This is a genomic window from Enterococcus sp. C46 (assembly GCF_040887565.1).
Taxonomy (GTDB): Bacteria; Bacillota; Bacilli; order Lactobacillales; family Enterococcaceae; genus Enterococcus_B; species Enterococcus_B lactis.
Map to the genome: position 1 here is coordinate 362,123 of NZ_JBFOGA010000003.1, position 25,271 is coordinate 387,393.

Here is a 25,271-nt window from a genome sequence, read left to right on the forward strand (position 1 = left end):
CTTAATATCCTCCTTCTGCCAATTTTGCCTTATTAGCGGCTAATACAAATGGCAGGAATAAAAATACATCTAGAATGATAAGTATTACTGTTAAGACTGCTGCTCGTATATCGCCTCCTGTAGCAATAAAAGATTGTATAACCGGTGGAGTGATCCAAGGTGCAGCAGCAACTGTTTTACTGATGATTCCAAGACTTGTGGCTGCGTAGGCAATAACCAAGTTAATAGATGGTATAATAGCGCATGGAATCATATATATTGGATTCATGACTACTGGTAATCCAAACATAATTGGTTCCGTAATATTAAATAAACAAGTAGTCAGACCAAATTTAGCGATTGATCGCTGTTCTTGACGTTTAGAAGCCCACAAGATAGCAATAACTAACGGTAAAATACACCCGCCACCTCCGATCAATCCAAATGCATTGGTAAAGGGCTCCGTAATAATATTAGGAATTTCTTTTCCTACTGAAAAAGCATCCATGTTTTCCTGAATAGACTGTAACAAAGGTGCTTGCCGTATAGGAGCCAAAATACTCGAACCATGCATACCAAACACCCATAAGAAATCAGAGAAAAACTGTAAAAATAAGATGCCTGGGACGGATAAAACAAAAGCTTTCAATGGTGTCTGAATCGCTAATTCAATTAATTGCGGAACATTCAAACCAGTCGTATGGTTTAAAGTAAAAACGACAACTGAAAAAAATAAAATGACAACTATTTCTGGTACTAAAGAATTAAATGACGTAGCTACTGCCGGTGGAACTCCTTCTGGCATCCTGATTTTAAAACTCTTCATTTTCGCTAATTTGATAAATAATTCTGTACTGACAAGGGCAGCAATCATCGCCGTTGCTAAGCCAGACGAAGAAGTCAGACTTTGTAAGAAAACCCCTGTAGCTTCTGCTGTATTTCCGTCCATCAAAGTGACTGTACTTGATAAAGGCATCAAAATAAACATTACGGCTGTACTTAGAATTCCTGCATGAACAGGACTAAATGATGGATCATCAATCACGCCTGTTTGGATATAGTGGGTTGCCAAATTCCAGCCGATATTGTAACACACGATAATAGCTAAAATACTCATCGTACCATTATTCACGATTGAAGCAAGTTCAGCCAATGGACTTAGATCAAGTATTCTTTGGACTGTTGCATTTGAAAAAATCAGAGCATTCAGCAAAACCATGACAGAAGCAGCCATTACTAACGGCATAGTAACGATAAAACTGTCTCGAATGGCCAGCAAGTGTCGCTGGCTACTCATCTTAGATACGATTGGTAGCATTTTTTCAGATAGTCTGTCTACGACTTTCATTATTTCATCTCCTAGATTCTAAAATTGAACCGGTTCATTTTTAATATAGCACTTTTTTTAAAGATTGCAACACATTTTTTAAAACGCTTTCTAAAGGTGGTGGATTTTTTATGACTTTTGAAAAATTATTCTATTTAATGGTATTTTGTGAATTTTTTCTCTTCCATCCGTTTGAAGTTTTACTTTCCAATGGTATAATTTCTTTATCCTATCAAATGGGGGAAGTATTTTGAAGAAATTAATCGTACTATTTATTTTGTCTGCGGGACTTTTGACATTGACTGGCTGTGATTTGTTTGGCGGCTCTGACCAATCCTCGGACGAAACAACCGATTCTTCTGTCTTAAAAGCGGAAAAAGCAGATATCACCAACAGTGTATATACGCTAAAAGTACGTAAAGATATGGATTTATCCGCGGGACAGTTGACATTTACAGATAAAAAAATGGAATGGACACGCACGTATCAGACACAAGGAGCTGATTCTTCTGAATCATCTGAAAAAAAAACAGTGCTGACAGATATCAAGATTACTACCAAAGATGACGAATATATTATTTCAGGAAAAGAAAATAAAAAAGAAGCAACAGTCACATTTACCAAAATCGGTAATTACCGTTTGAAGGATAAGGATGGCAACATCTACAGTCTATAGTGCCATCTGTTGGATCTTCTTTTGTTTCTCCCCTTCTTTTCTGCTATAGTAAAGAAGCAAGATGACTGTAAAGGAGACGAAATGGATGATCGATAGTCCTGATTATTGTACATGTAATAACAACAAAAATATCCATACAGAATTTAATGATCAAGGAAGTTTGAGTATATGCGACAATTGCCACAAACTAGTCAAAGATTCTTTTAAATCGTTTGAATCTTATCCTGTCAAAAATTATGTAAAAAACAAAAGAAGATAAGCAAAATCAAGCAAAACTCACTATGGCTGATTTTTATGAGCTTCAAACTCAGCTTCTTCCTTTGATCAAGCTTCAAAAACTGGAATCAGTAAAACAAACAGTGGATCATTTCAGTTCACAAATCAAAGAGTAACGTTTTATTTATTTCACATCTTTGAATATAAAATAACCAAACGATAGAAAGACTTATTCTACATCACGTAGTAATTTTTCTTTCCCGTCGTTTGGTTTTTTACTTTTAGCCTAATTCTTGACCTTTCGCATGCTGATTATCTGTAAAATATTTTCCAGCAGGCTTTCCTTCCAATTCAGCTAATTTTTCTTGGATCTGACGAATCACCTTTTTTGCATCTTCTGGATTTTCTACAAAATCGAATGTATCCCCATCCACTTGTATTTTAGGACATACATCAAAATCCTCATACCATTGATTATAGCGGGTGTTCAATGTTTCGTAATAGGTGTATAACGTTTCATCGCTTTCTAGCTGTTCATAGTCACGCCCGCGTTTTTTGATACGTTCTAGCATCGTGTCCAAAGAAACTTTGATATGGACCATCAAATCAGGACGTTTTTTTGGAGCAACATCATCTAACTCGTTTAGCATCGTATCTAATAAGCTATCGTACTGCTGTACTTCGATATCCGTTACCCGACCTAAATCAGCATTTAGATGGAACAACAGACTATCTTCGTAGATGGAGCGGTCTAGCACATTGTCATCGTTCACTAAAGCATTTTTCATTGCTAAAAATCGCTTATTCAAAAAGAAGATTTGCAATAAAAATGCGTACTGCTCAGGATTTGAATAAAAAAGCGGCAATACTTCGTTATCTTCGACATTTTCATAAAATGGTTTAGAATCAATCTCTTTTGCAAGCATATCCGTCAAACTGCTCTTACCTGCACCAATCGTTCCTGAAATCAAAATCACTGACATACAACCCTTCCTCTTCTATAAGTACTCGCCTACGTAAGTTTCAACAGGCAATTTTTCAAAATCATATTCACGTACAGCTTGGTCTGATTTTAAATACGTGTGAAGACTTTGTGTAATCATCAAGTTCGTAGGTACCGTCTCTTCTTGTACGATGATCATCGGTTTTTTCAACATAGTTGCCACACCTAATTCGTAAGCCGTTCCTGGATCGATTGTTTGATGCTCAAAGTCAAGGATAGCCACAACAAATTCTGCATTTGTCAACTCTTCCATATCTTTTTCGTATACTTCTTGCGCCCAACCAGCACTGAATAGTTCATAATTGCTTTCTTGGTGATGACGTGGAGAGTAGAAACTTGTAACTGTTTTGTTTTCCTCCAACGCTTTTTCGATACGACTTACTCGATCGATTTGCTCCTCTGAAAAAAATGGTCCTGCTAAATATATTTGACTCATTATTTTGCCTCCTTCAATAATAACTGATTTTTAATAGATACTGCTCGTAATTCATTGACCAGTTCCAATGGATTGTTGGAAAAGATCACTTGATCCAACCATTTTTTATCCATAAAATCCTCTTTTGCAAAAGTTTCTAATAATTGTTGCAAGCCGCTGTAATAACCGCCAATATTCAATATTCCGATTGGCTTATCAGGTGTCAGGCCGATCGCTATCCAAGAAAGAAGTTGCGAAAATTCCTCCAATGTACCTAGACCTCCAGGGAAAACGAGGACAGCATCTCCTTTTTCAAATAATAATACCTTTCTTTCATCAATTGTCTCTGTAGGAATAAATGTAGTAACATCTTTCCCAGGCAGCTCAGTTTCAAAAAGGCCATTTGGATAGATACCTGTGACTTTTCCGTTATTTTCCAGTACTGTTTTACTAATCACTCCCATAATCCCGGAGTATGAACCACCGTAAACCAGTTCGATTTCTTCTTGTGCCATATATTTTCCTAACGTTTGCGCAATAAATTTGTAGCTTTCTTTATTGCCAAAACGGGAACCGCAAAAAACAGTAAGTTTCATAAAAAAACACTCCCTAACTCAAAAGTCTATCTTCATTCTACACGTGTTTTTTTAAAATAAAAGACTAGATTTTGTAGTTTTTTAGTGGTATATAGATCAAGCACCACTATATATAGTATTTGCAAAAAATAATTTTTCAGCTATTTTACAGTAACCAAAAAAAATAAATAACTAGTAAATATAAAATTGAAACGACTTACTTATAGAAGAAATTGGGATTTCGTCCTGCATGTCAATAACACGCATTATTTAAATAGTCACACACTTGTTTCTCCTATTAATGAAAAATCCATTTTATTCTCGTGTTATATTTCACCAACGCCTGATGTTTCTCTAAATAAAAAAGCCGACGAACCAAATAATCGAAATTTGATCATTTTGGTTCATCAGCTTGTTCCCAAACCTTTGTATTAACGATAAATAGCTGGATTCGTAAAACTATCACTTGGATCATCACTGCTGGAAGAAAATTCGGTGATAACCGCGCCTGTTGCACCTGCCTGGAACCAGTGTTTAATATTTGGTTCGATCGTGTACTGGTCTCCAGCGTGAAGTATGATTTCTTTTTTTGCCGTATAGTAACGTTCTTGCCCCTTTGGAATAATACAGGAAAGTTTTTTTGTTTCTTTTCCTTCGACATAAAGATATACTAAGCCTTTTCGACAACGAAAGGTTTCCTTTTTTCCTTCATTCTCATCTCGAGGTGGGTGCCGATGCTCTGGACAAGTTTGATAAGGCAATAATACCAGTTCTTTCCCACAGTATCGCTCATTATTTTCATAAACAAATAAATTCAATCCTTCAGTCTCGATTGCTCCTAATCCAAAATCTGTATATTCGATTCTTTCTAATTCTGTTTCTTTCAATACTACTCCTGAATCTAGGAACATTTGTTGTACTCTTTTCTTGTAATCCATTCTGTTCCTCCTAACTGATTGTCAAGTCATCCCAAGATATCTCTTCTTCCTCTTTTTCTTCTTGGATGACTTCTGCATTTGGGTCAACTGGTTTTTTCAATAATAAAATAGTTATTCCCGTAGCAAAAGAACCAGCTAATAAAGCGCCAATGAATGACCATGGTCTAGTCATCGTAGCGACTGCAAACATTCCTGATGCCGGGATACGGCTATCTGCTCCCCATAGCATGCTCAATCCACCGCCGACTGCCCCACCAACACCTGTTGCTATGACATTACGTGCCAAGTCATTCAATACGATAGGAAAGCACCCCTCAGTGTTTTGACAAATCCCCATAGGAAAAGCTGTCTTCAATGTATCGATTTCTTGACGATTGAATATATTTTTACGAATGATTTTCCCTAAGAAATAAGCAATCGTCAAGCCGAATGGGGTGACCATTGAAGCTAAGATCAATACAGTGATTGGTTCATAGATTCCTTCTGAAAACAAAGCAAACACAAACGCAAATACGACTTTATTGATAGCTCCGCCGTAATCGATTGATGACAATACCCCAATTACTGCTCCGTATAAAAATAACGAAGAAGTATCCAAATCACTTAAATAACCTGTAAGCATTTCTGTAAGCCAATTGATGGGTGTTCCTATTACATAGTACATGATCAACCCGCCGATGAAAGAACTGAGGAATGGCAGAACCAGAGTTGGCATTAGACCATCCATCCATTTAGGTACTTTGATTCCTGCCGTTAATCCAATAACGACTAATCCAGATAAATATCCGCCAACCATCCCACCTAAAAAACCCGCTCCGATCCCACTAGCAGTCATCCCGACAATCAAACCAGGTGCAATACCAGGCTTATCTGCCATTGAATAAGCTATCGCACAGGAAACGATCATCGGTAATAAACCTAAACCATATCCACCCATCGTTGTCATCGTATCTGCAAAAGAAAAACCATCTGTGAAGGATTCGATCGTTGTACCATCCAACATATTTCCAATAGCCAACAAGAATCCAGAAGCAACGACGATAGGTAAAAAGAAAGAGATCGCCGTCATCAAATGTTTTTTGAAGCCGATTGATTTCAATTTCTCCATCTTATACTCCTTTCGTTCGTCCATCCAACATCTTTTCTAATTTTTCAATCAGTTTTCTCGGAGATTTGACAACTAGACTAGTTGGTACTTCGACTATTTTTTTTCCAAGAAACCGCTCTTTCCCATTCACCTTGATGTCTGCAGCGATAAGCACAACATCTGCATCCGCGATGCATGTTTGGCTCAGTAGATCTTGTGTCCCAGCAAGCCCCTGTGTCTCGATCCAGATCTCATGACCAAGACTCTCCGCTGCTTGAAGCAATTTTTCTTTTGCGATATACGTGTGTGCAATTCCCGCAGTACAAGCTGCGATCCCTACGATCTTCATTTTGCACTCCCCCTCACATATAATATTTTGCTTTATTGTCTGCTTTGAATAAATGAATTTTATCTAATGCAACTTGTTTAACAGCTTCCATACAAGGCGAAAACAGCACATTCGGTTCACGGATCTCTAAATCTCCCGAGTTCAAGATATCTCGGAGTTTTTCTGCGAATACTATTTTGATATCACTGGAAATATTGATTTTGTTTATTCCTAATTCAACTGCCTGACGTATCTCCTCATCTGGGTTGCTCGATCCTCCATGGAGGACTAAAGGAACAGTGGTCAATGATCGTATCGTTTCTAAAATATCGAGTCGTAGCTTAGGTTTGAGTTCCTTAGGATAGATTCCATGAGCTGTTCCAATAGCGATCGCCAAGCTATCGATCCCCGTCTCCTCAATAAATGCTTGTGCTGGTGACGGATCTGTATAAATAATCTCGCTGACACCCCCTTCTATGGTATTACCTGTGTCTCCAATCGTTCCCAGTTCAGCCTCTACAGAAATACCACTAGCGTGAGCAGCTTCTACTACTTTTTTAGATAACATAACGTTCGTTTCGTATGATAGGTGAGATGCATCGATCATGACCGAAGTAAAACCTAGGCGGATGGCATGAATAATTTGGTTAAAGTCAGCACCATGATCTAAATGGATACATATAGGGATATCTGTCTGCTCAGCCGCGTATTTTACTTGAGCAACGAAACTATCTGTCAAAAATTTCAGTTCTTCTGGATGGATCGCAATCATGACAGGAGCTTGTGCTTCTTCGCAAGCTTCTATCACTGCGTTCAATAATTGTCCAGAACCTGCATTGAAGGCAGGTACGGCAAAGCCTTTCTCATTTGCTACAGCTAGTATTTCTTTTCCTGTTACTAACATACGTTATCGTTCCTCCTAGTCATTTTGTGTCAATAATGTATACAATTCTTCGATTGAAGTAGCTTTTTTCAGTTCTTTGATAAACTTCTCTCTTGCCAAAAGTACAGCAATTTTTTGTAAAAGCTGAAGATGTCCTTTATTTTTATCTCCTTCTTGTACAGCAAATAAAATCACAATCTCTACAGGTCGTTCATCTAATGTTTCCCATGGGATTGGATCAGCTAAAGTAGCAGCCGCGATTACTGTCTGTCTGACGCTTGTTGACTTACCATGAGGGATAGCGATTCCTTGTCCGATTCCTGTTGCTCCTTCTGCTTCTCTTTGATAGACATCCTCTAAGAAACTCTCTGTATCGGATATTACGCCTTTATCCGTCATAAGTTGGGTTAATTCTTTTAAGATTTGACGTTTCGTTCGTGCACTCGAATGAATGATCAGCAACTCTTCATAAATGACTTGAGTCAATTCCAGTGATATTTCCTCCCTTCAAAAAAACAGGCTTGACGCATTCCGCTTCAGCGAAATGGGTCAAGCCTGTCGAACAGTGACTCCCCAAATTTTAGATTTTTTGATAGACACTTTCCACCTCTCTTTCATGGATTAAATCTCCGATCTTTCGTTTGAATCCGATTCCTTTTTTGATCAACACCCACTCTCCTTCGTTTGATTTCGCAATGATAGCATTGTGATTCAAAACAGCGACCACTTGCATCGGTTGCTCCTCTCCTTTCAGTGATAGAAAACAGCCAAATAAAATCTGCTTTCATAATATGATACGCAAAGGCTGGTTCTTTTGACGAAAAAAAGCATCTTTTTACACTGACCGGATCTGCTGGCTGTAGCTCTATTAAAAGAATATAAAATCTTCGAATAGAGCAGATTTATCTTCAGGTGTATGTTCAGATAAAAAAGGTATTGAACACAATGTCCAATACCTTTTGCTCAGCAAATAAAACGCATACAATTTGTTAAATTTTCTCCTCTAAAGGGTAGATTTCTCCTTTTAGATTCGATACAATAAACAAGGTTGATGTATTTACATTGACTATGGCAAACTTGGACGGTCACGTGTGATGACTTTTCAAGGCCTCTGTTTCTAGCTGCCACTAGAAGCAGAGGTGCCTTTTTTTATTTGGCTGTTTCTATCTGCCATTTATGATACTGATAGCGCCAACAGTAGTCAAGAAAAAACGAAAAAACACGAAAATGTGTACTGTTTTTCGGTCAGGTTTTTGTAAAAGCAACATTTCTTATTCTTTTATGCCCCATTTGCGAAATACACTTTTTTCGAGTGCCCCTTCTCTTCTTCTTTCTTCTAATAGTTTCAAGATGTGAGGTGAGGCGTTTGGTTCATTTAATGGTGGAGTAGCTTATCTTAGCTTCCATGAATTAAAAGCTTCCTTTAATCACTAGACTTCTATGAATGAGCAGATTTCCCTCATTTATAGAAGTCTAATTTTTTGGTTAATGCAGTTATTTATATGTTTAAAATATTTTGAAGTGTTAAAGTTATAGGGAAAGAATGCCTAAAGCGGAGCCAATGTGTGCACCTGCAAGTAACTGTTGTTTCGCTTGTCGTTGTAAACTCGTTTTTTCTGGATAGTCTTGTACATTAGCATCTACTCGTCCAAAGATCCATGGAACTCCGCTATCATCTTGTTCGTCCACCAAAATTTTTTCTTCATTCCCCTCTTCTTAAGTGTGTGGCTCAAATGATTAATTATCGTTTTTCGAATCTTTAATCATCTTCTTTATTGTACATCATTTGCAAGATCAGATGCTGTCACTACTTTGATTCGCTCAGCATCACGTTGTTCTTTTACATAATCACAAAGTGCCAAATTAATATATCAAAAACAACCACTTTATGTAAAAAAATAATACTTATGCTAAATATTTTGATTTCCATACTAAGTAAAAGAGTAACTTTGCTGTATCATATGGTTATAAAAAAATTCTATTCAGATTAGCTTTTAATTTTCATCTAATTCTCTCCAAACCAGAGAGATTTCTTAACCAAATATCCTTTTCCTCTTTATTATACAGGAGTACAATAAATAGAAAGAAAAACGTTATTTTATTTTCTTAGATAATTGGAGGTTAATTTCATGAAAAAAAGGAATTCATTTTACTCCCTCTCGTACTTCTGTTTGTTGGTTGTGAACAAAAAAACACTCGCCAGTCAACACCTCATTCGACTGTTATTGAAAACACTACTTCTCGTGAAGCAACAACTGACAGTAAAACGAATAACGAATCAAGCGCTACTGTCAAAAGCAGTAGTGAATCAGTTTCACAAACCACTAGTTCTTCCATCGTTGCATCAACTACTTCGTCGTCAACTGTACCGTCAACAAATAGTAGTGAGACTTATGCTTCTGTCAGTGAATCGATAGGTCCACAAGTCAGTAATTCAACTGATTTGTTAAGTAATTATTCTGATCTAGAAATAGAATACGCTAGAGTTTGGCTAGCTGTGATGGGCACACAATATAAACAATGGTTAGCTGATCCAAGTACTGGTTTTGAACTGCATGTTTCTAAGTCTCCAGCAGGAACTCCAATTGACCCTTATGACCAAGGAAGTGTCGCTTTTCCAGCTGAAACAGTCATACTCAGTGGGAATATAAGTTTCCAAGGTTTAGTAGTTTATTCTAGCAATCATGACGGTACAATAACTCAATATTCTGTTCCTTCTCACTGGCAACATGATGAAACTTCTGATCATCCTGAGCTAGTCAAAGAAAAGACTCAAAAAATACTAGATGAAGCTTCTACAATCAGTATCCCTACCAACACTCCTGAAGATATCAAACAGCTTATTGATGTCATGGTAATCGACAATTGAACGAAGACAACCAAAAACATCTATTTAACAACTTGGCTTTCTTCGACTGAGACAGGAATCATACGCATTTTCTAGAGAATCTAATGTTTTTGATTTCAATAAATCAGATAAACTTTTTCCTTCGTTCATTCACTTAAATAGCTTATTATTTTGATGTTTGCTTTTTTTCCAAACAACTCATGCGTTTTTCAAGAATCTCCATTTCTTTTTTCTGAGTAGATATCACTAAACTATTGGAAACAACTGCAATACTTAACAGTAAAATAGCTAGAATCAATCCGTTTTCAATAAAGATTATATGAAAAGCTGTGCGAATCCATTCCATTATATTCCTACTTTCAACGTTTTTTTCGTTAGTTGCGGCCGTGCATGTCGTTATCAAATTCGTTCATCTCAATAGTTTGTCTATCGCTTGTTTCTGCTGAATTTTGTATCGTGAAAGCAGAGACACTTGGACTGAAAGATACACCTAGCATACTTATACTAGTAAGAGTTAAAATTATTTTTTTCATTCTTTTCACCTCATTCTTTTGATAATTCTATTTTGCCTATTTTGTTCTTGACTGAATAGATAAAATCTTTTTACAATGAGTTAAATGAATGTAAAAGCGCTTTTACATAATGAGAGGAAGAGTATTTATGAGGGATTTTTTTCCAAAAAAATTAAAACAACTACGAAAAGAACATGGACATACGCAAGAAGAATTAGCAAAAAAGCTCGCGATTACTAGACAGACAGTCTCAAATTGGGAAAATGGCCGCTCGTTTCCAGATCACGAAAATGTTTATCGCTTAGCTAAATTATATGGTCAAACACTCTCTATATTTCTTCCTGATCTCCCTGAAGCTCCCATGAAAGCAGAGGAAATATCTTCGGAAAGAATACAATTGATTCGATTTTTCATCTGTTTACTCGTTGTTCTGTCTTTCCTGATCCCTTTTGTTTCTGTGATTACTCTATTTCTTTTCAACATGTGGAAAAAATACATTCATTCGCATTTTCTTCGCCTGTGTTATCCTCTCATATACTTTTTAGCTTTATGTAATTGTCTTGGTGTACTCCTTTTATTTTACTTTCAGCTACTTTAGCAAAAACAAGGCTAGGACAACAAACAATCCTAACCTGTTTTATCCCTGAATCTTTTTACCGGATCAAGTCTGTTTCAGGATCATTCAGCAGACGTTCGACTTGTTCTCTTGTCGTTAACGGAACATCTCCTTGGATCGAATGAGCTAGTCGAGCATTTCCTAAGGCAAAATAAACGGTCTTCTGTAAGGACCACTTTTCAGAGAAACCGAGTAAGATCCCTGCAGCAAATGCATCTCCTGCCCCGATTCGATCGAGTACATCCAAAGGATAAACAGTTGTTTTCTCTGCTTCTTGTTGTGTGATCAAATAACCACTTAACTGTTTTCTTCCATCTACACTTTCTCGCCTTGTCCCAGCAAACCATTGGATATCGTAGTGGTTCATAAAGGACTGGATGTAAGAAATAGGATCATGTTCGTTTTCTACATCGGCTGTTTCCTCCCACTGCACTAGCTCTGTCAGATCTCTGACTGAGCCAAACAAGATGTCGCAATAAGGTAACATTGTATGATAACGCTTCTTCATTTGTTCTTTTTTTCCATCTTCTTGATTCAAACTAGGACGATAATTGAAATCAAAACAAACTTTTTTCCCTGCTTTATGTGCTTGTTCTGCTAATTGGATAGCCGTTTCAGCTGTCTCATCAGACAAACTTAAACTGATCCCACAGATATGGATCAAGTCGATCTCATCAATAAACGCTACGCAGTCATAATCCTCCATCACAGATAAACCAAATGAGCTATGTTTTCGATTTTGATAAGTGACTTCTGTCGGGCGGACACCATACCCCATTTCTGCAAAATAAGTGCCGATGTGTTGATATTGATGGATCACATACTTCGTCTGGATACCTAGGCCCTTCAAATTAGTGAGTGCTGCTTTTCCTAGTCGATTGTCTGGCAGAGCCGTCAGTAAATAACTTTCAACGCCAAAATGGGCAAGATTCCCTACCAGATTTACGCCGGTCCCTGTATAAGCCATGCGTAAGGTATGGGTTTGTTCCAGCATCAAATGTTCAGGAGGAGTGAGTCGCAGCATGACTTCCCCAAATGCACCGATTTTCATTCTTCTCACCTTATTCCACGATTTTTTTCATCAATTGCAACAGTTGACGTACCTCTTCTGGGCGTGTATTCCCTGTATCCTTGTCGATAATCGCACTATATACATGAGGAATGACCTTTTTCACTCCTGCGTCTATTGCGATCCGTACGATTTCTTCCACATTATCAAGGTCGATCCCGCCAGTTGGCTCTAAATAAAAATCATTGGCAGCACAAGCTTCCGCTAAGGCTTTATATTCTTTGATATGGGAAAGTCCCTTCATAGGAAAATATTTGATCGAGCTGCCGCCCATATCTTTCAATAATCGAATAGCTGTTTCAAGTGTCACGACTCCTGCAGGTCCTTGTGAACTTAAAGGACCAGTTGCGATGTTTACGTACCCTTCTTTACCCGTGGGAGAAACCAAACCGTTGATGACCGTTTCTGTCTGTTTCAATACTGCTCTGGAAGCTCCTACTCCTGTAAATACTTGATTGACATGCTGAGGCTGCAATACTTCGGCTAAACGAGTGACCATCTGGCTCTGGTTTGGGTCTCCCGCGCCTAAACCGATGGACAAGGCGTTATTTGTTGCTTGCTGGTATTTTTTCATTTCTGCAATAGCTGTTTCGTCGTCAGAAAAGTTCTTTGAAAGTACACCTAAAACGATATGGCCTTCCGCTGCCTCATAGCATTCTTTTGCGTTTTCTACAGAATTTGCTAACACATTTAGACAGATCTTATCTTTTAAATAATTGGGACTTAATCTCATTCCTTTTTCTCTCCTAGTTCTTCAAGATTTCTTTTAAACGATCGATGATTTTTGCCATCTCCTGTTGACTGACAGAACGGATATCGAATTCGATGATGCCGTTGTTTGCCTGGTATTCTCTTGTATAGATGGCAGGATTTTTTTCTTTCAATGCTTTAATCACTTGTTTAGCTGATTGATTTCCTGAAACTTTCACACTTGCTCGATAGATTGCTCGACCTGCGCTATCTTGAACGATCTTAGCTTCTAAATGATTGATTTGATTAAGTTGTTCGATGAATGGCTGTAATCTTTCTTTCATTGCAGGGCCAGACTCACTGCCTTTGTTCAAATAGTCTTCCACTGCTTGGACAAAACCAAGGATATTTTCCTTTCCGATTTTCATGGAACGTCCAATTCCTTTTGATTGCATCCGGACCCATGAAACATACGTTTTTTTCCCAATGACCATTCCGGCACTTGGTCCTTCGATTGCTTTTGCCCCTGAATAAATAACCAAATCAGCGCCCATTTGCACATATTTTTTCAGATCTTCTTCTGCCGCGGCATCAACGATCAACGGAATCTGGTTCTTTTTGGCAATATGTGCTGCCTCTGACACGTCAAGCATACTTTTTTGTACCGTGTGATGACTTTTTATATAGAGAATCCCTGCTGTTTCTTCTGTGATCATCATTTCGATTTGTTCAGGCGTACACATATTGGCGTAACCTGCTTCGACTGCCTGACCGCCTCCTTGCTGTACCATGATTTCCACAGCCGTTCCGTAATCTACATTGTGTCCTTTCGGCAAAATGATTTGTCGTTTTTTGATGGATTCTGCATAAGGGTGATAAAGGGGATACAGTTCTCCTTTGCCTATAACAGCAGCTACCGATTGAGCAATTCCTGCAGAGGCGGATGAAACGATCTGGACATCTTCAACTTCTAGCAAATCGGCTAAATATTTTCCTGTTTGAATGCTTAATTCTTCCATCTCAAAAAAATGCTGACCGCCAAAACGTTGCGCGTCAAGAACTGTCTCTGAAAGGGTCGAGACGCCTAGAATCGTCATTCTTCCTGAAGCATTAATGACTTTCTTCAGCTGAAATTTCTCATGATTCGCATGCATAACTTTTTCCTCCGATGATTGTTTGTACTGGTTTGATTTGCTGATTTGACTGTCTTTTCTCTCCATTGGAATCGATTAGTTCCTTGGGTTGATTGATCAATTCAAAAACAGTAAAATCAGCGTCAAAGCCTTCTTTGACTTGTCCCTTTGTTTTCAAATGGAAATTCTGTGCAGGAACTTCCGTCACCTTTTCGATGATTTCTTCCCACGTATATCCGACAAGCTTCAATTTTTCCATCGTTGTAGCTAAGTCATAGACTGGACCGTTTTTGCGATTACGAATATAGATATCTGTACTGATCGTATCTGTTTTTATCCCTTGGTGATAGGCAGTTTCCGCAACTTGGAAATTAAAACTATCCGTCCCGTGTCCGATATCGAAGATGATTCCTCGATTTTTTGCTTCTACAGCTATTTGTTTGATTGTTTTCGTTTCTTGATCCAAGATGCCGTTTGTTTTCCCATTGAAACAATGAGTCATGATATCTCCTGATTCCAGTAAAGAGAGGATATCCGGCAATTCCGGCGGAGCAGAACCGATATGGACCATCAAAGGAAGCTGATGGTTTTCTTTTTGTATCCTTTTTGCCAGTTCTAGTGGAGTGATGCCGTTTTGACCAACTACGCTCTTGCTCATCCGTGCTTTGATTCCAATAATGAAATCTGGCAGTTCCTTGATTTTTTGCTTTACCATATCAACTTGAATCTTGTTTAGATCTGCTAGTTCATCTTGTGCAACGATTCCCCATTTTGAGATATTCAAAAGCGCATAGACATTTGTTTTTGCCTGTTTGGCATGTTCATAAAAATCAGCAATGTTTTCTGCCCCAGTTGTCCCTGCATCTATGACTGTTGTCACACCTTTATTCACACCGATCTGATCTGGATAATCATAATACAAAGTCATTTCCTCAAAACAATGAACATGATCGTCGATCCAACCAGCCGACAAATATTGCTGAGGGGTCAAGCTGATTTCCTGACGAGCTTTTTGTGTGATGAGAGGGGCGATTTCGCAGATCTTTCCTTTTTCTATCCCGATATCGAAGATCTTCCCGTTAAGCTCTCTTGCATTTTTAATGACTAAATCATACATAATCATTCCTACTTTTCTATAAATTTGAATTTAGACCATGGATGAATGAACGGTAGCAAGATCAATTCTTCTGGAGTAATATGTCCTACTTTATTCTTTCGCGGATCACTGTGTGGCTCCAATACGATCTGAAGTTCGTTTTTATATTTGCCAAAGCGGTCATTCCCAACGACAACATCTCCTACGACAAATTCAAACTCAGTATCATGTACTTTGTTTTCGTCTTTTTGGTATTTTTTTCGAACTTCCGTTGATCGGATCACTTGGTCTGTGATGTCCCCTCGACGTACATGTTGCTCTTCCAATACGATTTGCCGTTCCACCTCATTTACATTTGCAACAAATTCAATTCTAAAAACAGTCTGGTAACGATCCAAATGCCCTAATGACTTCAATTCTTCTTCACTTGCGTATGCGTTTCCAATAATTATATCATCAATTAGGTTTGTGGCAAACAAATGCTTGGCCGCTGTTTCGACAGAAAGATGGCGATGCATTTCTAAAGTAGGCAGTCCATCATTGATATCCCACGGCCCGATTGTACCTGATTGTGAAGTAATGAAGGCTGCCGTTCGAATACCGTTTTTTTTGAATCGTTCACTACTTGATTGGAAAAAATGATACGGCAAAGCCGTTCCTTCTTGCGGGTAAAAATTATGACAGCCATATAGAAAAGATGTATTTGCCTGATGCGTCAAGATATTTTCTAGATAAGCCACATCATTACTCATATTCAACTCGATGGCCAAGTGATAAGGATTAAAAGTCAAAAGTGCTTCTTTTCGCCCATCAAATCCTAAGTCCAAACGAATGCCATCTGCGCCTAATCTATGGAAAAAACCTAAATCATCATAAGAAATATTCAATTGTTCAAAGATAGCCGGCGAAACATCTACTATCGTTTCAAATCCCCTCTCTTTTGCAAAAAAGATTAATTGCTGAAATTTTTTCTGAACGACTTCCGGATCTTCCGTGACCTCAAGCATACTCATAAAAATTCTGCTGAATCCATACTGATGGGCTGTTTCGATATACTCACGATCTTTTTGAGGATCACTGTGGTCTAGGTAAAGGGAAATGCCTAATGAACGTTTCATGGTTTGTTCTCTTCTTTCTTTTCAATTATAGTCGTTCTTCGGTGACACCATCTGTCAGAGTGAGATCTGCTTGCTCTTTCGCTTGCTCCTCTGCTTCTCTAGCCAATTGCTGTTTTTCAAATACTTTGAAGAATGGATAATAAATAGCCAAAGTAATCAAGAAATTACCAATAACCAATAATCCTGCTGCAACGCTCCAGTTCGTGCTCATCCAAGCAGCAATCGGCGCAGGCATCGCAAACGGCAGACGCGCAACCATCATTGGCACGACACCGCTGACAGTGAGAACATAAGAAAGAGTGGTCGTCACAAGAGGGGCAAGAATAAATGGAATCCCCAAAACTGGGTTCATCACTACTGGTGCACCGAAGATCATCGGTTCATTGATATTGAACAAACCCGGTAAAATGGACAAACGTCCTAAGCTTTTTAAATACTTGGATTTAGAAAACATGAATAAGACAACCAACGCAAGAGTGGTTCCTGCTCCGCCGATCCAAACGAACCATTGTAGAAATTGTTCAGTAAAAATATTTGGCATGGCGTGAGCACTTGTCCCTGCATTAAATGCATCGATATTTTCAGCAATCGAAATATCCCAAAACGGACGAATAACTGGACCCATGATTGCCGGACCATGGATTCCTAATACCCAGAAGAAACAAATTAGAAAGACAGTCAAGAGACCGCCAAACAAGCTGTTACCCGCTAATACACCTTTCAAAGGCATAAGTAGTTGACTCAAAAATCCATTTAAATCGAATCCAAGCATATGGCGGATGATCCAAAAGAAAATCAAGATGACTGCTCCTGGTATCAATGCAACGAAAGAGTTTGTTACTTCTGGCGGCACACCATCTGGCATTCGGATAGTTATTTTTTTCTCGATAAAAAACCGGTAGATCTCTACTGAAATAATTGCCGTCACGATCGCCCCAAATAATGAGCCCGATCCTAGATTAGCGATGTTGATGTAACGTCCGGCTGTGATTTCTCCTACATCTTCTAAGATGCGTGTAGGAGGAGCTGCCACGATCAGAAAAGACATTAATGCCAAGATACCTGCCGTCAGTGAATCAAGCCGATAGCTTTTCGCTAAAGAAGAAGCAATCCCGAATGTCGCATAAAGAGCAAGGATACCAACTGTATAGCGAAAAGGAATATCTAATATCTCACGGTAAGGTTCAATGACTGCCGCAACTGATTCAATCGGGATATTCAGTAAAATCGTAAAAAATGAGCCTACGATCGTCAATGGCATAGTGGCAATGATTCCTTTTCTGATGGCAGTCATATGTCGCTGAGTACCGATACGATTGGCCACGGGCATGATTTTTTGTTCGATAATTCCTATAAATTTATCCATTTTCCTTCTCCTTTTATAACATTATAATGTTTACAATTGAATAATAACATACTTTACTATAATTTGTAAACGCTTTTCAAAAGATGCATCCCTCCTTTGTTCTTTTGGTTTTACAAAGAAAAGGAGGTGCAACAAAAGTCGTGTCACACCCCTTTATTCAGAATATATGGTCATCTAGAGTCAGCCTTGTATCTACGGTAATAAGTCCGACCAATTCAAAAACATGAGAAGCTGTTTTTTCGTTTTTTTCTCTAATACTCAGGTCAAACCGCTGATTTCACAACTTCTTTTTTATTTATGTTTCGTAATCAATATGGTAAGGATGCAGCTCCGTATGATAGATTGCTTCTGAATATTCAATCATTTTCCCCATTTGCGTAGACGATTGCCGTATCCGTTTGATGCCAATCTGTGTGTCTGTTTTCAGAATTTCTTGTTCTTCTTCTGTTAAAAATACTGCAGAGAAATCATCAGAAAATGAGTCAATGGTATACCCTTTTTTTGTCAGCAGACGATACAAAGATTCTTTGTCAAATTCTTCTCTGCTGAATTGCATCATTTCTTGTGGAAGATAGTGAACAAAATAAATATAAGGCTGATTGTTCAAATAATATAAGCGCTTAAAACAAACAGCTTGCTCACCGAAAAAGGAAAACAAAGGATCTTCCTTCTTTATATGGACCAATTGCAAAACTAGCGTTTCTTTCTGAACTTCATATTGGGAGTTCTTCAAGATCTGCGTAAAACTTGCCGCTTTGGATAATCGATTGTAAAGACGATTGCTTAGAACCGTCGTCCCACGACCACTTTTCTTTTCGACATATTCATCTGATGCCAGCAGCTCGATTGCCTTTCGGACAGTGATTTTGCTGACTTGAAACAGTTCTTCTAATTCACTTTCTGTCGGCAGCATCGAACCGACTGGATACTTTCCTGAGAAAATATCTTCTTTAATTTTATCTGCGACTTCCAAGTATAGTACACGTGTCCTTTTCATAACGTCACCCTTTGCTTTACTATTACTAAAAGAATAGCACATAAAAAATAAAAAAAGAACACAAATCACATGCGAGAAGTGTGTTCTTTTTCATTCCACTGTTTTAATTATAGATTTTCGCCATTTGAGGCAATTACTTCTTTATACCAATCAAAAGATTTTTTCTTCGATCGGTTCAATGTCCCGTTTCCTTCATCGTCTAGATCCACATAGATAAAGCCGTAACGTTTACTCATTTCTCCTGTCGATGCACTGACTAGATCGATACATCCCCAGGGGGTATAGCCCATCAAATCTACACCATCTGCAACTGCTTGGGACATTGCTTCGATATGACGATCTAGGTAATCGATCCGATAATCATCAATGATCGAGCCATCCTCTTCCACATGATCAATAGCACCAAGACCGTTTTCAACAATGAATAATGGTTTCTGGTAACGATTGTATAATTCATTCAATGCGATTCTCAACCCTTCTGGATCGATCTGCCAGCCCCATTCACTCGCCTCAAGAAACGGATTTTTTACGCCTCCTAGCAAGTTTCCTTCTGAAGTTGCGGCTTGCGGGTCAGTCTCATTGATTGCCGTAGACATATAGTAACTAAATCCGATGTAGTCAACTGGATATTCTTTTAGCAACTGGAAGTCTTCTTCCGTTTGCTCTAATTTTTCCGGATCGACTCCATATTTTTTATGGGTACGGGCTGTGTACGCAGGGTATTCTCCGCGTACTTGAACATCCGTGCAGAAAAAATTGAATTCTTGATTTTGGATCATGGTTGCTACCTGATTGACTGGATTGGCATCGATGCTATAAGTCGTTGCATAAATAATCATGCAACCGATTTGGATATCCGAACGCAATTCGTGGCCGATTTTTACAGCTTTGCTACTTGCTACGAACTGATTATGCCATGCTTGGAAAATATTTTGGTACTCTCCTGCTCCGTTGCTTTTTACTAATCCTTGACTTAAAGCTGGAAAATGAAAGGCCGAGTTGATTTCATTGAAAGTCATCCAATATTTGACTTTACTGTTGTATCTCTTTAATACTGTCTGAGCAAATCGTTCATAGAAGTCGATCAGTTTTCGATTTTTCCAGCCACCATATTCTTTTGCTAAATGAAGAGGCATCTCGTAATGAGAAATCGTGATCACAGGTTCAATATCGTATTTTAAGCACTCATCAATCAGCTGATCGTAAAATTCTAATCCCGCTTCATTCGGCGTGCTTTCGTCTCCGTTTGGAAAAATCCGTGTCCAGGCAATCGAAAAACGATAACATTTGAACCCCATTTCCGCAAATAAAGCAAGATCTTCTTTGAAACGATCGTAATGATCGATTCCGCGATGATTCGGGTAATTATATGTTTCTTGATCGATCGTCCAGTCAAATTCTTTACGACCGATGATTGCAAAACGCTGCTTACCTCCAGGCATAGCATCTGCAACGGATAACCCTTTTCCGTCTCGATCATAAGCTCCTTCTAATTGATTGGCAGCAGTTGCGCCACCCCATAAAAATTTTTCTGAAAAACGTGATTGCATCCTGATTTCCTCCTTATTTTACAATTGCTAGAACATCTTCATTTGCAATAATCTCTTTTTGGTCTAATTCAAGTATATCGGCAAATGCATCGGTATTTGTAATGACAACCGGTGTGATCACACTATAGCCGGCTGCTTTGATTGCTTCGATGTCAAAACGGATCAATAAATCTCCTGCTTTGACGAGGTCCCCTTGTTTGACTAAGATTTCATAACCATTCCCATTTAATTCTACCGTATCCATCCCGATATGAATCAAAATCTCCGCTCCGTCAGTCGTTGTGATCCCTACAGCATGTCCAGTTGGAAAAATAGTCGTGATCTCTCCATCTGCCGGGGCAACAAGTTCCCCTACTTCTGGATCAATAGCGATTCCTTTTCCCATCACGCCAGAAGAAAAAACTTTGTCTGGCACTTCACTTAGTGGCAGTACTTTACCCGTTAAAGGACTCTTTAAGGTATGCCGTGCTGAAGTAATCGGTTCTCCTACATTCGCATGTTTGTTTTCTAATTGATTGTCTTGTGTTTGTTCGTCAAATCCTAAAATCAGCGTACCTACAAATGCTAGAACAAAAGCGATTCCTGTAGCTATTACGGCTACTGTCACATTTGACTCTACACCATCTACCGTACTAATGAAGGTTGGAATCGTTAATAAGCTGACCAAACTGCTGGAGAAAGCTTTTACTCCAGAAAATCCGATAATAGCCCCTCCGATCCCTCCAGAAACACACGCTGCAATAAATGGTTTCTTCAACGGTAACGTCACACCATACACAGTTGGTTCAGTGATCCCAAATAACGAAGTCACTGTAGAAGAAATCCCTAATGCTCGAAGCTTTGTATCTTTTGTTCGTAACGATACAGCTAAAGCAGCGCCACCTTGTGCCAAGATGGCTGGAAGAAGCATTGGCATCAATACATCAAACCCATATTGCTCGATATTCAAAAACATGATCGGTACGAATCCCCAATGCATGCCGAACATCACGAATACTTGCCATAAACTTCCCATGATCAGACCTGCTACGATTGGACTAAATCCATAAATCGAGTTGAAGAGACCACCTAAAGCATTACCGGCCACCGTCCCGATTGGTCCTAAAGCAAGAAATGTCAACGGAACCATCACTACTAAAACGACAAGCGGAACTAAAATCATTTGCAGAAATTGCGGAATCACTTTTTTTACGAATGGCTCTAATTTACTTTGCACCCATACTGCTAGAATGATTGGTATGACAGAAGAAGTATAACCAGACGGCGAAAGAATCACTGGGATCCCAAAGAAACTGATAGCTTCTCCCGCACCAGCAACTGCTGTGATAGCTGGGTACACAAGTGCCATAGCAATTGCTACTGCTAAAAACTGGTTGGCTTTGAACTTTTTAGCTGCTGTAAAAGCAAGCATGACAGGTAAGAAGGTAAAGACACCATCTGCTGCAGCAAACAATATTTGATAAGTACCGCTATCAGCTGTCAGCCAGCCCATCACCGTTGCCAATGACAAGAATCCTTTCAATACCCCGGCGGCTGCCATCGCCCCTAGAAAAGGTGTAAATATACTAGAAATGATATCAATTAGACGATTCAAAATATTTTTGGACTCTTCTTTTCCATCCTCCGAAACTGCAAGACCTTCCTCACCCACGATCGATTGATAAACATCTGCTACATTACTGCCAATCACTACTTGATACTGACCGCCACTTTGGACGACTTGGATCACGTCTGGGTCTTCTTTTAACTTTTGCGTATCTGCTAAGGATTCATCTTTTAATCTGAACCGCAAACGCGTAGCACAATGTACTAAACTTTTGACATTCTTTTGTCCTCCTACCGCTTCCCATACACGACGACCAACTGCTTGATTATCCATTGTTTTTTCCTTCTTTCTTTTTTTATTTAAAAAATAAAAACCCAGATTGAAAAAAACAGTCACAAACATTCGTGAACCTATTTTTTCAATCCAGGTTTTGCCTGCCATACAGTAACAATCCTTATGATTGGATACTTTTTTTCTCACTTACTACTCTTTGAATATGAATCGTTAAATAAATCTGCTCTGCGATTCCCATTTCCTGTTTTTGCGTTTGTCGAAGATACTCATTGATCCGTTCGACACAATGAAACGCTTTTGGATACTTTCCTTGAACTAATGCGTAGAGAAATTCATCTTGTTCGTCAGATCCTTCCCCTTTGAGATAACGCTGGGCAAAAAACTGCAGATGAGTAATGATACGCTGATAATTCAAAGATTCTTCATCGAACATGATGCCGAAGAATTTACTGATGATACTCAGTATATCTCTTACCATTGTGGTAGCGGTCATCGTCACTTGCATGTCTTCGTTTCCTTGTTGGCTATTCACAAAATGAAAGGCAATAAAACCGGCTTCATCCTCAGAAAGTTCCACGCCAGTCTTTTGTTTCACGAACAAAAGAGCCTCTTTCGCTGCTTGATATTCTTTCGGATAAAATTTTTTTGTTTCAAATAATAATGGATTAGGCAGTTGGATATTTTCTTTTGCCCGTGTGATCGCATAATGAAGATGATCGGTCAATGTCAGATAAATATTAGGCGAAAATTCAACTTTTAGTGTATCTTCAGCCAGTTCGACTACTTGTTTGACCCATTCGATCTCCTCTGCCGGAATATCAGCCATCAGCTGTTGGAATTGGTTTTTAACAAAAGAATCTCTTAAAACAAATTCTTTTTGGACCGCTTCTGGCGAAATCTCGTCCCCAATCTTTTTTTGAAAAGCTAGGCCTTTTCCCATACAAACGACTTCTTCCCCGAATCCATTTTTCGAAATGACGACGTTGTTATTCAAAATTTTATCAATTTTCATTTTGCTTCGCCCTCTCAAGAAAAATAAAAAAACCTAGAATTCGCCTACTGTTTCTTAGCTGAATTCTGGTTTTGCCTGCCGTACAGTAACAATCCATTTCTTATTCAAAATCATCATACCATCGAATTTTTATTTATGCAAGCCTTTTCATATAAAAAATAAAGAAACTGGAACACAAGTCTATCTAGAAAACAACCAAATCAGAGATGCACCTCTTTGCGTTCCTCTTTTTTCAGCAAATCGGGTTTTCCTCATCGATTCATATCCTTTGGTTGTTTTTGATCTGTAATGACTTATGTCCCAGTATCCTAAAATGTTTTTGTCTCTAGATTGAAAGCAGTTCTCATGTCATCTGTCGCATCCTTCATCGGTGTGACACTTTCCAGTTCTCCTTGTACAACTAGTCGTGTGACGGCATCCATGTCGCCACATGTGATCAGCGTGACGATTTCTTTTCCCTCGACCTCGTTCAATAATTGTGTATCTGTAGGAGCAACTTTTTCTTTAAAAAATGTTTTATATGTATACACATTTTCTAAATCCGTCAAATAGATCTTGGCACCCATTTCCAAATTTTCCAGCGGTGTAAACAGCAATTCAGGATTTGTTGCACGATGGCTTGCTAAAGCATAGTTTCCCTTTCCCATCTCTTGATCTGGAGATAACGTTCCTGCACCGTAAAGCAGTGAAGTATTATCCAAGCCTTTGAAAATCGGTAAATTGATCGAAACAGAAGGTACTGCGATACTAGCAATCACTGGCAGATCTGTTCCGCTCATTTGTGACCTCATCACTCCTTCTGTTGTCATTGGTTCTACTGCGTCAAAGTCAAAACTGACATCTTTATCGTTATTCCTTTTCAAATCTTCTTTCGTTACATTCGCTATAGCATATCTGTCTCCTGTTAATCTGACAAGATAGTCTTTGATCTGTTCATTGAAAATCAAAGCTAGTCCTACTAATAACAAGAGGAACAAGAGGATATTGACTAGCCATCTTTTTGCTTTTCCTTTTTTCTTCATTTTCTCTCCCTCCAGTCTCATTTTACTGTTTTCCTTGTGCTCTTTCCAACAGCTGAATGACACATTTCTACAACTCTGTGTATTTTTTTCGTACCCCTGCGCTTTTTTCTACAGGATATTTCAAATTATTTTTGATCAATTTTTCTTCAATGATCTCATCTAGATCCAACTGAAGGTTGTCTGCCATCATGTATGAATAGATCAATACATCTGCCAGTTCTTCTTTGATTCGTTCTAATTGTGTTTCTTTTACTTCTTCCGGCGTTTTCCATTGAAAAAGTTCTAACAATTCAGATGCTTCCAAAGAAATAGAGATAGCCAAATCTTTTTCGTTATGAAACTGTCGCCAATTACGTTCATCTCTAAACTGGTTGACTTTTTCCATACTATTCATTTGCTTGCCTTCTTCCAATCATTTCTTACTTGATTAATCATACCATTTTTTTACATAAAAAATAGATGATGCTTTTTAAAAAACTCCTGTTTTCTTTTATTTAAAATAAATGTCATAAAAAATCAGTAATTTAGGTAGCCACCATGTGTATGTAGTAATGTGACTTCTTCCCCTGAGGCTTTTTGTTTTTCGATACGTTCTTCTCCCCAAACAGACATCGCTACTAGAATCTCTCTTAATGATTTTCCTTCTTCGGTGAGCGAGTACTCTACTTTAGGCGGGACTTGGTTATAGACTTTTCGATGGACAATGCCATCTTGTTCTAACTCTCTTAACTGCTGGGTCAGCATTTTTTGTGTGATCGTAGGGATTTTTTTCCGTAATTCACCCGGGCGAATGGGACCATTACCTAAATGACATAAAATAATCGGTTTCCATTTTCCTCCGATGACTTCCAATGTTGCTTCGACGCCAATATGATAGATTCTTTCCATTTTTATCTCTCCTAAAAAAAGATACGCATCGTATCATAGCATGCTCCTTTCATTTTGTGAACTAACAAAGTCTCTTCCTCTGCGTTT

The 25,271-nt window shown here is 38.5% G+C and carries 27 protein-coding genes and 1 pseudogene; 3 read left to right on the top strand and 25 right to left on the bottom strand.

Features of this window, described 5'->3' with window-relative positions:
- Position 1: 1 nt before the first annotated feature.
- Positions 2-1,327 carry a PTS sugar transporter subunit IIC gene (locus AB3I27_RS07385; protein WP_002312120.1) on the bottom strand — a complete coding sequence of 442 codons (1,326 nt, stop codon included), beginning with the start codon at positions 1,325-1,327 and terminating at the stop codon, positions 2-4.
- Between the two features lie 229 nt (positions 1,328-1,556).
- Here AB3I27_RS07385 and AB3I27_RS07390 point away from each other — a divergent pair, with 229 nt between their 5' ends.
- Positions 1,557-1,982 (top strand): hypothetical protein, encoded by a 426-nt coding sequence (locus AB3I27_RS07390; protein WP_002308314.1) that lies wholly within the window; start codon positions 1,557-1,559, stop codon positions 1,980-1,982.
- Between the two features lie 497 nt (positions 1,983-2,479).
- Here the strand turns inward: AB3I27_RS07390 and AB3I27_RS07395 are convergent, their stop codons facing one another.
- The 10 genes and pseudogenes from AB3I27_RS07395 to AB3I27_RS07440 all read right to left on the bottom strand — a co-directional run.
- Complete coding sequence (locus tag AB3I27_RS07395; RefSeq protein ID WP_002293604.1) at positions 2,480-3,181, bottom strand: deoxynucleoside kinase; 702 nt, start codon at positions 3,179-3,181, stop codon at positions 2,480-2,482.
- A gap of 15 nt (positions 3,182-3,196) precedes the next feature.
- The gene (locus AB3I27_RS07400) at positions 3,197-3,637 is read right to left on the bottom strand and encodes a nucleoside 2-deoxyribosyltransferase (RefSeq protein ID WP_002308312.1); all 441 of its coding nucleotides are present in this window, start codon (positions 3,635-3,637) and stop codon (positions 3,197-3,199) included.
- Positions 3,637-4,212, bottom strand: a complete 576-nt coding sequence (locus tag AB3I27_RS07405; protein ID WP_002293608.1) for a TIGR00730 family Rossman fold protein — start codon at positions 4,210-4,212, stop codon at positions 3,637-3,639. Before AB3I27_RS07405 ends, AB3I27_RS07400 begins: the two co-directional genes overlap by 1 nt.
- Positions 4,213-4,622: 410 nt before the next feature.
- Positions 4,623-5,129 (bottom strand): D-lyxose/D-mannose family sugar isomerase, encoded by a 507-nt coding sequence (locus AB3I27_RS07410; RefSeq protein ID WP_002308311.1) that lies wholly within the window; start codon positions 5,127-5,129, stop codon positions 4,623-4,625.
- Between the two features lie 10 nt (positions 5,130-5,139).
- Positions 5,140-6,237 (bottom strand): PTS fructose transporter subunit IIC, encoded by a 1,098-nt coding sequence (locus tag AB3I27_RS07415; RefSeq protein ID WP_104760103.1) that lies wholly within the window; start codon positions 6,235-6,237, stop codon positions 5,140-5,142.
- Position 6,238: 1 nt separating this feature from the next.
- A complete protein-coding gene (locus AB3I27_RS07420; protein WP_104760104.1) occupies positions 6,239-6,565 on the bottom strand; it encodes a PTS fructose transporter subunit IIB in 327 nt (108 codons plus the stop codon).
- A gap of 13 nt (positions 6,566-6,578) precedes the next feature.
- Positions 6,579-7,448 carry a ketose-bisphosphate aldolase gene (locus AB3I27_RS07425; protein ID WP_368022958.1) on the bottom strand — a complete coding sequence of 290 codons (870 nt, stop codon included), beginning with the start codon at positions 7,446-7,448 and terminating at the stop codon, positions 6,579-6,581.
- 15 nt (positions 7,449-7,463) lie between these two features.
- Positions 7,464-7,913 (bottom strand): PTS sugar transporter subunit IIA, encoded by a 450-nt coding sequence (locus AB3I27_RS07430; protein ID WP_002346117.1) that lies wholly within the window; start codon positions 7,911-7,913, stop codon positions 7,464-7,466.
- A gap of 94 nt (positions 7,914-8,007) precedes the next feature.
- Complete coding sequence (locus AB3I27_RS07435; RefSeq protein WP_002308304.1) at positions 8,008-8,160, bottom strand: CAT RNA binding domain-containing protein; 153 nt, start codon at positions 8,158-8,160, stop codon at positions 8,008-8,010.
- Positions 8,161-8,957: 797 nt separating this feature from the next.
- Positions 8,958-9,116, bottom strand: a pseudogene (locus AB3I27_RS07440) (hypothetical protein); the annotation flags it as partial.
- A gap of 478 nt (positions 9,117-9,594) precedes the next feature.
- On the opposite strand from AB3I27_RS07440, the gene AB3I27_RS07445 reads away from it, so the two are divergent.
- A complete protein-coding gene (locus AB3I27_RS07445; RefSeq protein WP_368022963.1) occupies positions 9,595-10,296 on the top strand; it encodes a hypothetical protein in 702 nt (233 codons plus the stop codon).
- Between the two features lie 145 nt (positions 10,297-10,441).
- Here the strand turns inward: AB3I27_RS07445 and AB3I27_RS07450 are convergent, their stop codons facing one another.
- Positions 10,442-10,621: a hypothetical protein gene (locus tag AB3I27_RS07450; RefSeq protein WP_002312114.1), complete on the bottom strand. Its 180-nt coding sequence runs from the start codon at positions 10,619-10,621 to the stop codon at positions 10,442-10,444.
- Between the two features lie 314 nt (positions 10,622-10,935).
- On the opposite strand from AB3I27_RS07450, the gene AB3I27_RS07455 reads away from it, so the two are divergent.
- A complete protein-coding gene (locus AB3I27_RS07455; protein WP_104760107.1) occupies positions 10,936-11,385 on the top strand; it encodes a helix-turn-helix transcriptional regulator in 450 nt (149 codons plus the stop codon).
- A gap of 55 nt (positions 11,386-11,440) precedes the next feature.
- On the opposite strand, the gene AB3I27_RS07460 is transcribed toward AB3I27_RS07455, so the two are convergent.
- From AB3I27_RS07460 to AB3I27_RS07520, 13 genes are all read right to left on the bottom strand, one after another.
- Positions 11,441-12,454 carry a sugar kinase gene (locus tag AB3I27_RS07460; RefSeq protein WP_002346120.1) on the bottom strand — a complete coding sequence of 338 codons (1,014 nt, stop codon included), beginning with the start codon at positions 12,452-12,454 and terminating at the stop codon, positions 11,441-11,443.
- 10 nt (positions 12,455-12,464) lie between these two features.
- Positions 12,465-13,205 carry a KDGP aldolase family protein gene (locus AB3I27_RS07465; protein WP_002308297.1) on the bottom strand — a complete coding sequence of 247 codons (741 nt, stop codon included), beginning with the start codon at positions 13,203-13,205 and terminating at the stop codon, positions 12,465-12,467.
- Between the two features lie 13 nt (positions 13,206-13,218).
- Positions 13,219-14,316, bottom strand: coding sequence for a DgaE family pyridoxal phosphate-dependent ammonia lyase (locus AB3I27_RS07470; RefSeq protein ID WP_368022959.1), 1,098 nt, complete (start codon positions 14,314-14,316; stop codon positions 13,219-13,221).
- On the bottom strand, positions 14,300-15,412 hold the full coding sequence (locus tag AB3I27_RS07475) for an amidohydrolase/deacetylase family metallohydrolase (protein WP_104760109.1): 1,113 nt from the start codon (positions 15,410-15,412) through the stop codon (positions 14,300-14,302). Before AB3I27_RS07475 ends, AB3I27_RS07470 begins: the two co-directional genes overlap by 17 nt.
- A gap of 8 nt (positions 15,413-15,420) precedes the next feature.
- Entirely contained in the window at positions 15,421-16,509 is a 1,089-nt protein-coding gene (locus AB3I27_RS07480; RefSeq protein ID WP_104760110.1) for a DUF871 domain-containing protein, read from the bottom strand.
- 25 nt (positions 16,510-16,534) lie between these two features.
- The gene (locus tag AB3I27_RS07485) at positions 16,535-17,875 is read right to left on the bottom strand and encodes a PTS sugar transporter subunit IIC (RefSeq protein ID WP_002308290.1); all 1,341 of its coding nucleotides are present in this window, start codon (positions 17,873-17,875) and stop codon (positions 16,535-16,537) included.
- Between the two features lie 295 nt (positions 17,876-18,170).
- Positions 18,171-18,872 (bottom strand): GntR family transcriptional regulator, encoded by a 702-nt coding sequence (locus AB3I27_RS07490; RefSeq protein ID WP_368022960.1) that lies wholly within the window; start codon positions 18,870-18,872, stop codon positions 18,171-18,173.
- Positions 18,873-18,979: 107 nt separating this feature from the next.
- Positions 18,980-20,422 (bottom strand): glycoside hydrolase family 1 protein, encoded by a 1,443-nt coding sequence (locus AB3I27_RS07495; RefSeq protein WP_104760112.1) that lies wholly within the window; start codon positions 20,420-20,422, stop codon positions 18,980-18,982.
- Between the two features lie 13 nt (positions 20,423-20,435).
- Positions 20,436-22,301: a beta-glucoside-specific PTS transporter subunit IIABC gene (locus tag AB3I27_RS07500; RefSeq protein ID WP_104760113.1), complete on the bottom strand. Its 1,866-nt coding sequence runs from the start codon at positions 22,299-22,301 to the stop codon at positions 20,436-20,438.
- 121 nt (positions 22,302-22,422) lie between these two features.
- On the bottom strand, positions 22,423-23,274 hold the full coding sequence (licT, locus tag AB3I27_RS07505; protein WP_002345329.1) for a BglG family transcription antiterminator LicT: 852 nt from the start codon (positions 23,272-23,274) through the stop codon (positions 22,423-22,425).
- Positions 23,275-23,582: 308 nt separating this feature from the next.
- Positions 23,583-24,296 carry a class A sortase gene (locus tag AB3I27_RS07510; protein WP_002346126.1) on the bottom strand — a complete coding sequence of 238 codons (714 nt, stop codon included), beginning with the start codon at positions 24,294-24,296 and terminating at the stop codon, positions 23,583-23,585.
- Positions 24,297-24,363: 67 nt separating this feature from the next.
- Positions 24,364-24,690, bottom strand: a complete 327-nt coding sequence (locus AB3I27_RS07515; RefSeq protein WP_002291148.1) for a nucleotide pyrophosphohydrolase — start codon at positions 24,688-24,690, stop codon at positions 24,364-24,366.
- A 122-nt stretch (positions 24,691-24,812) separates the two neighbouring features.
- Positions 24,813-25,184: a helix-turn-helix domain-containing protein gene (locus AB3I27_RS07520; RefSeq protein WP_002308281.1), complete on the bottom strand. Its 372-nt coding sequence runs from the start codon at positions 25,182-25,184 to the stop codon at positions 24,813-24,815.
- Between the last annotated feature and the right edge of the window lie 87 nt (positions 25,185-25,271).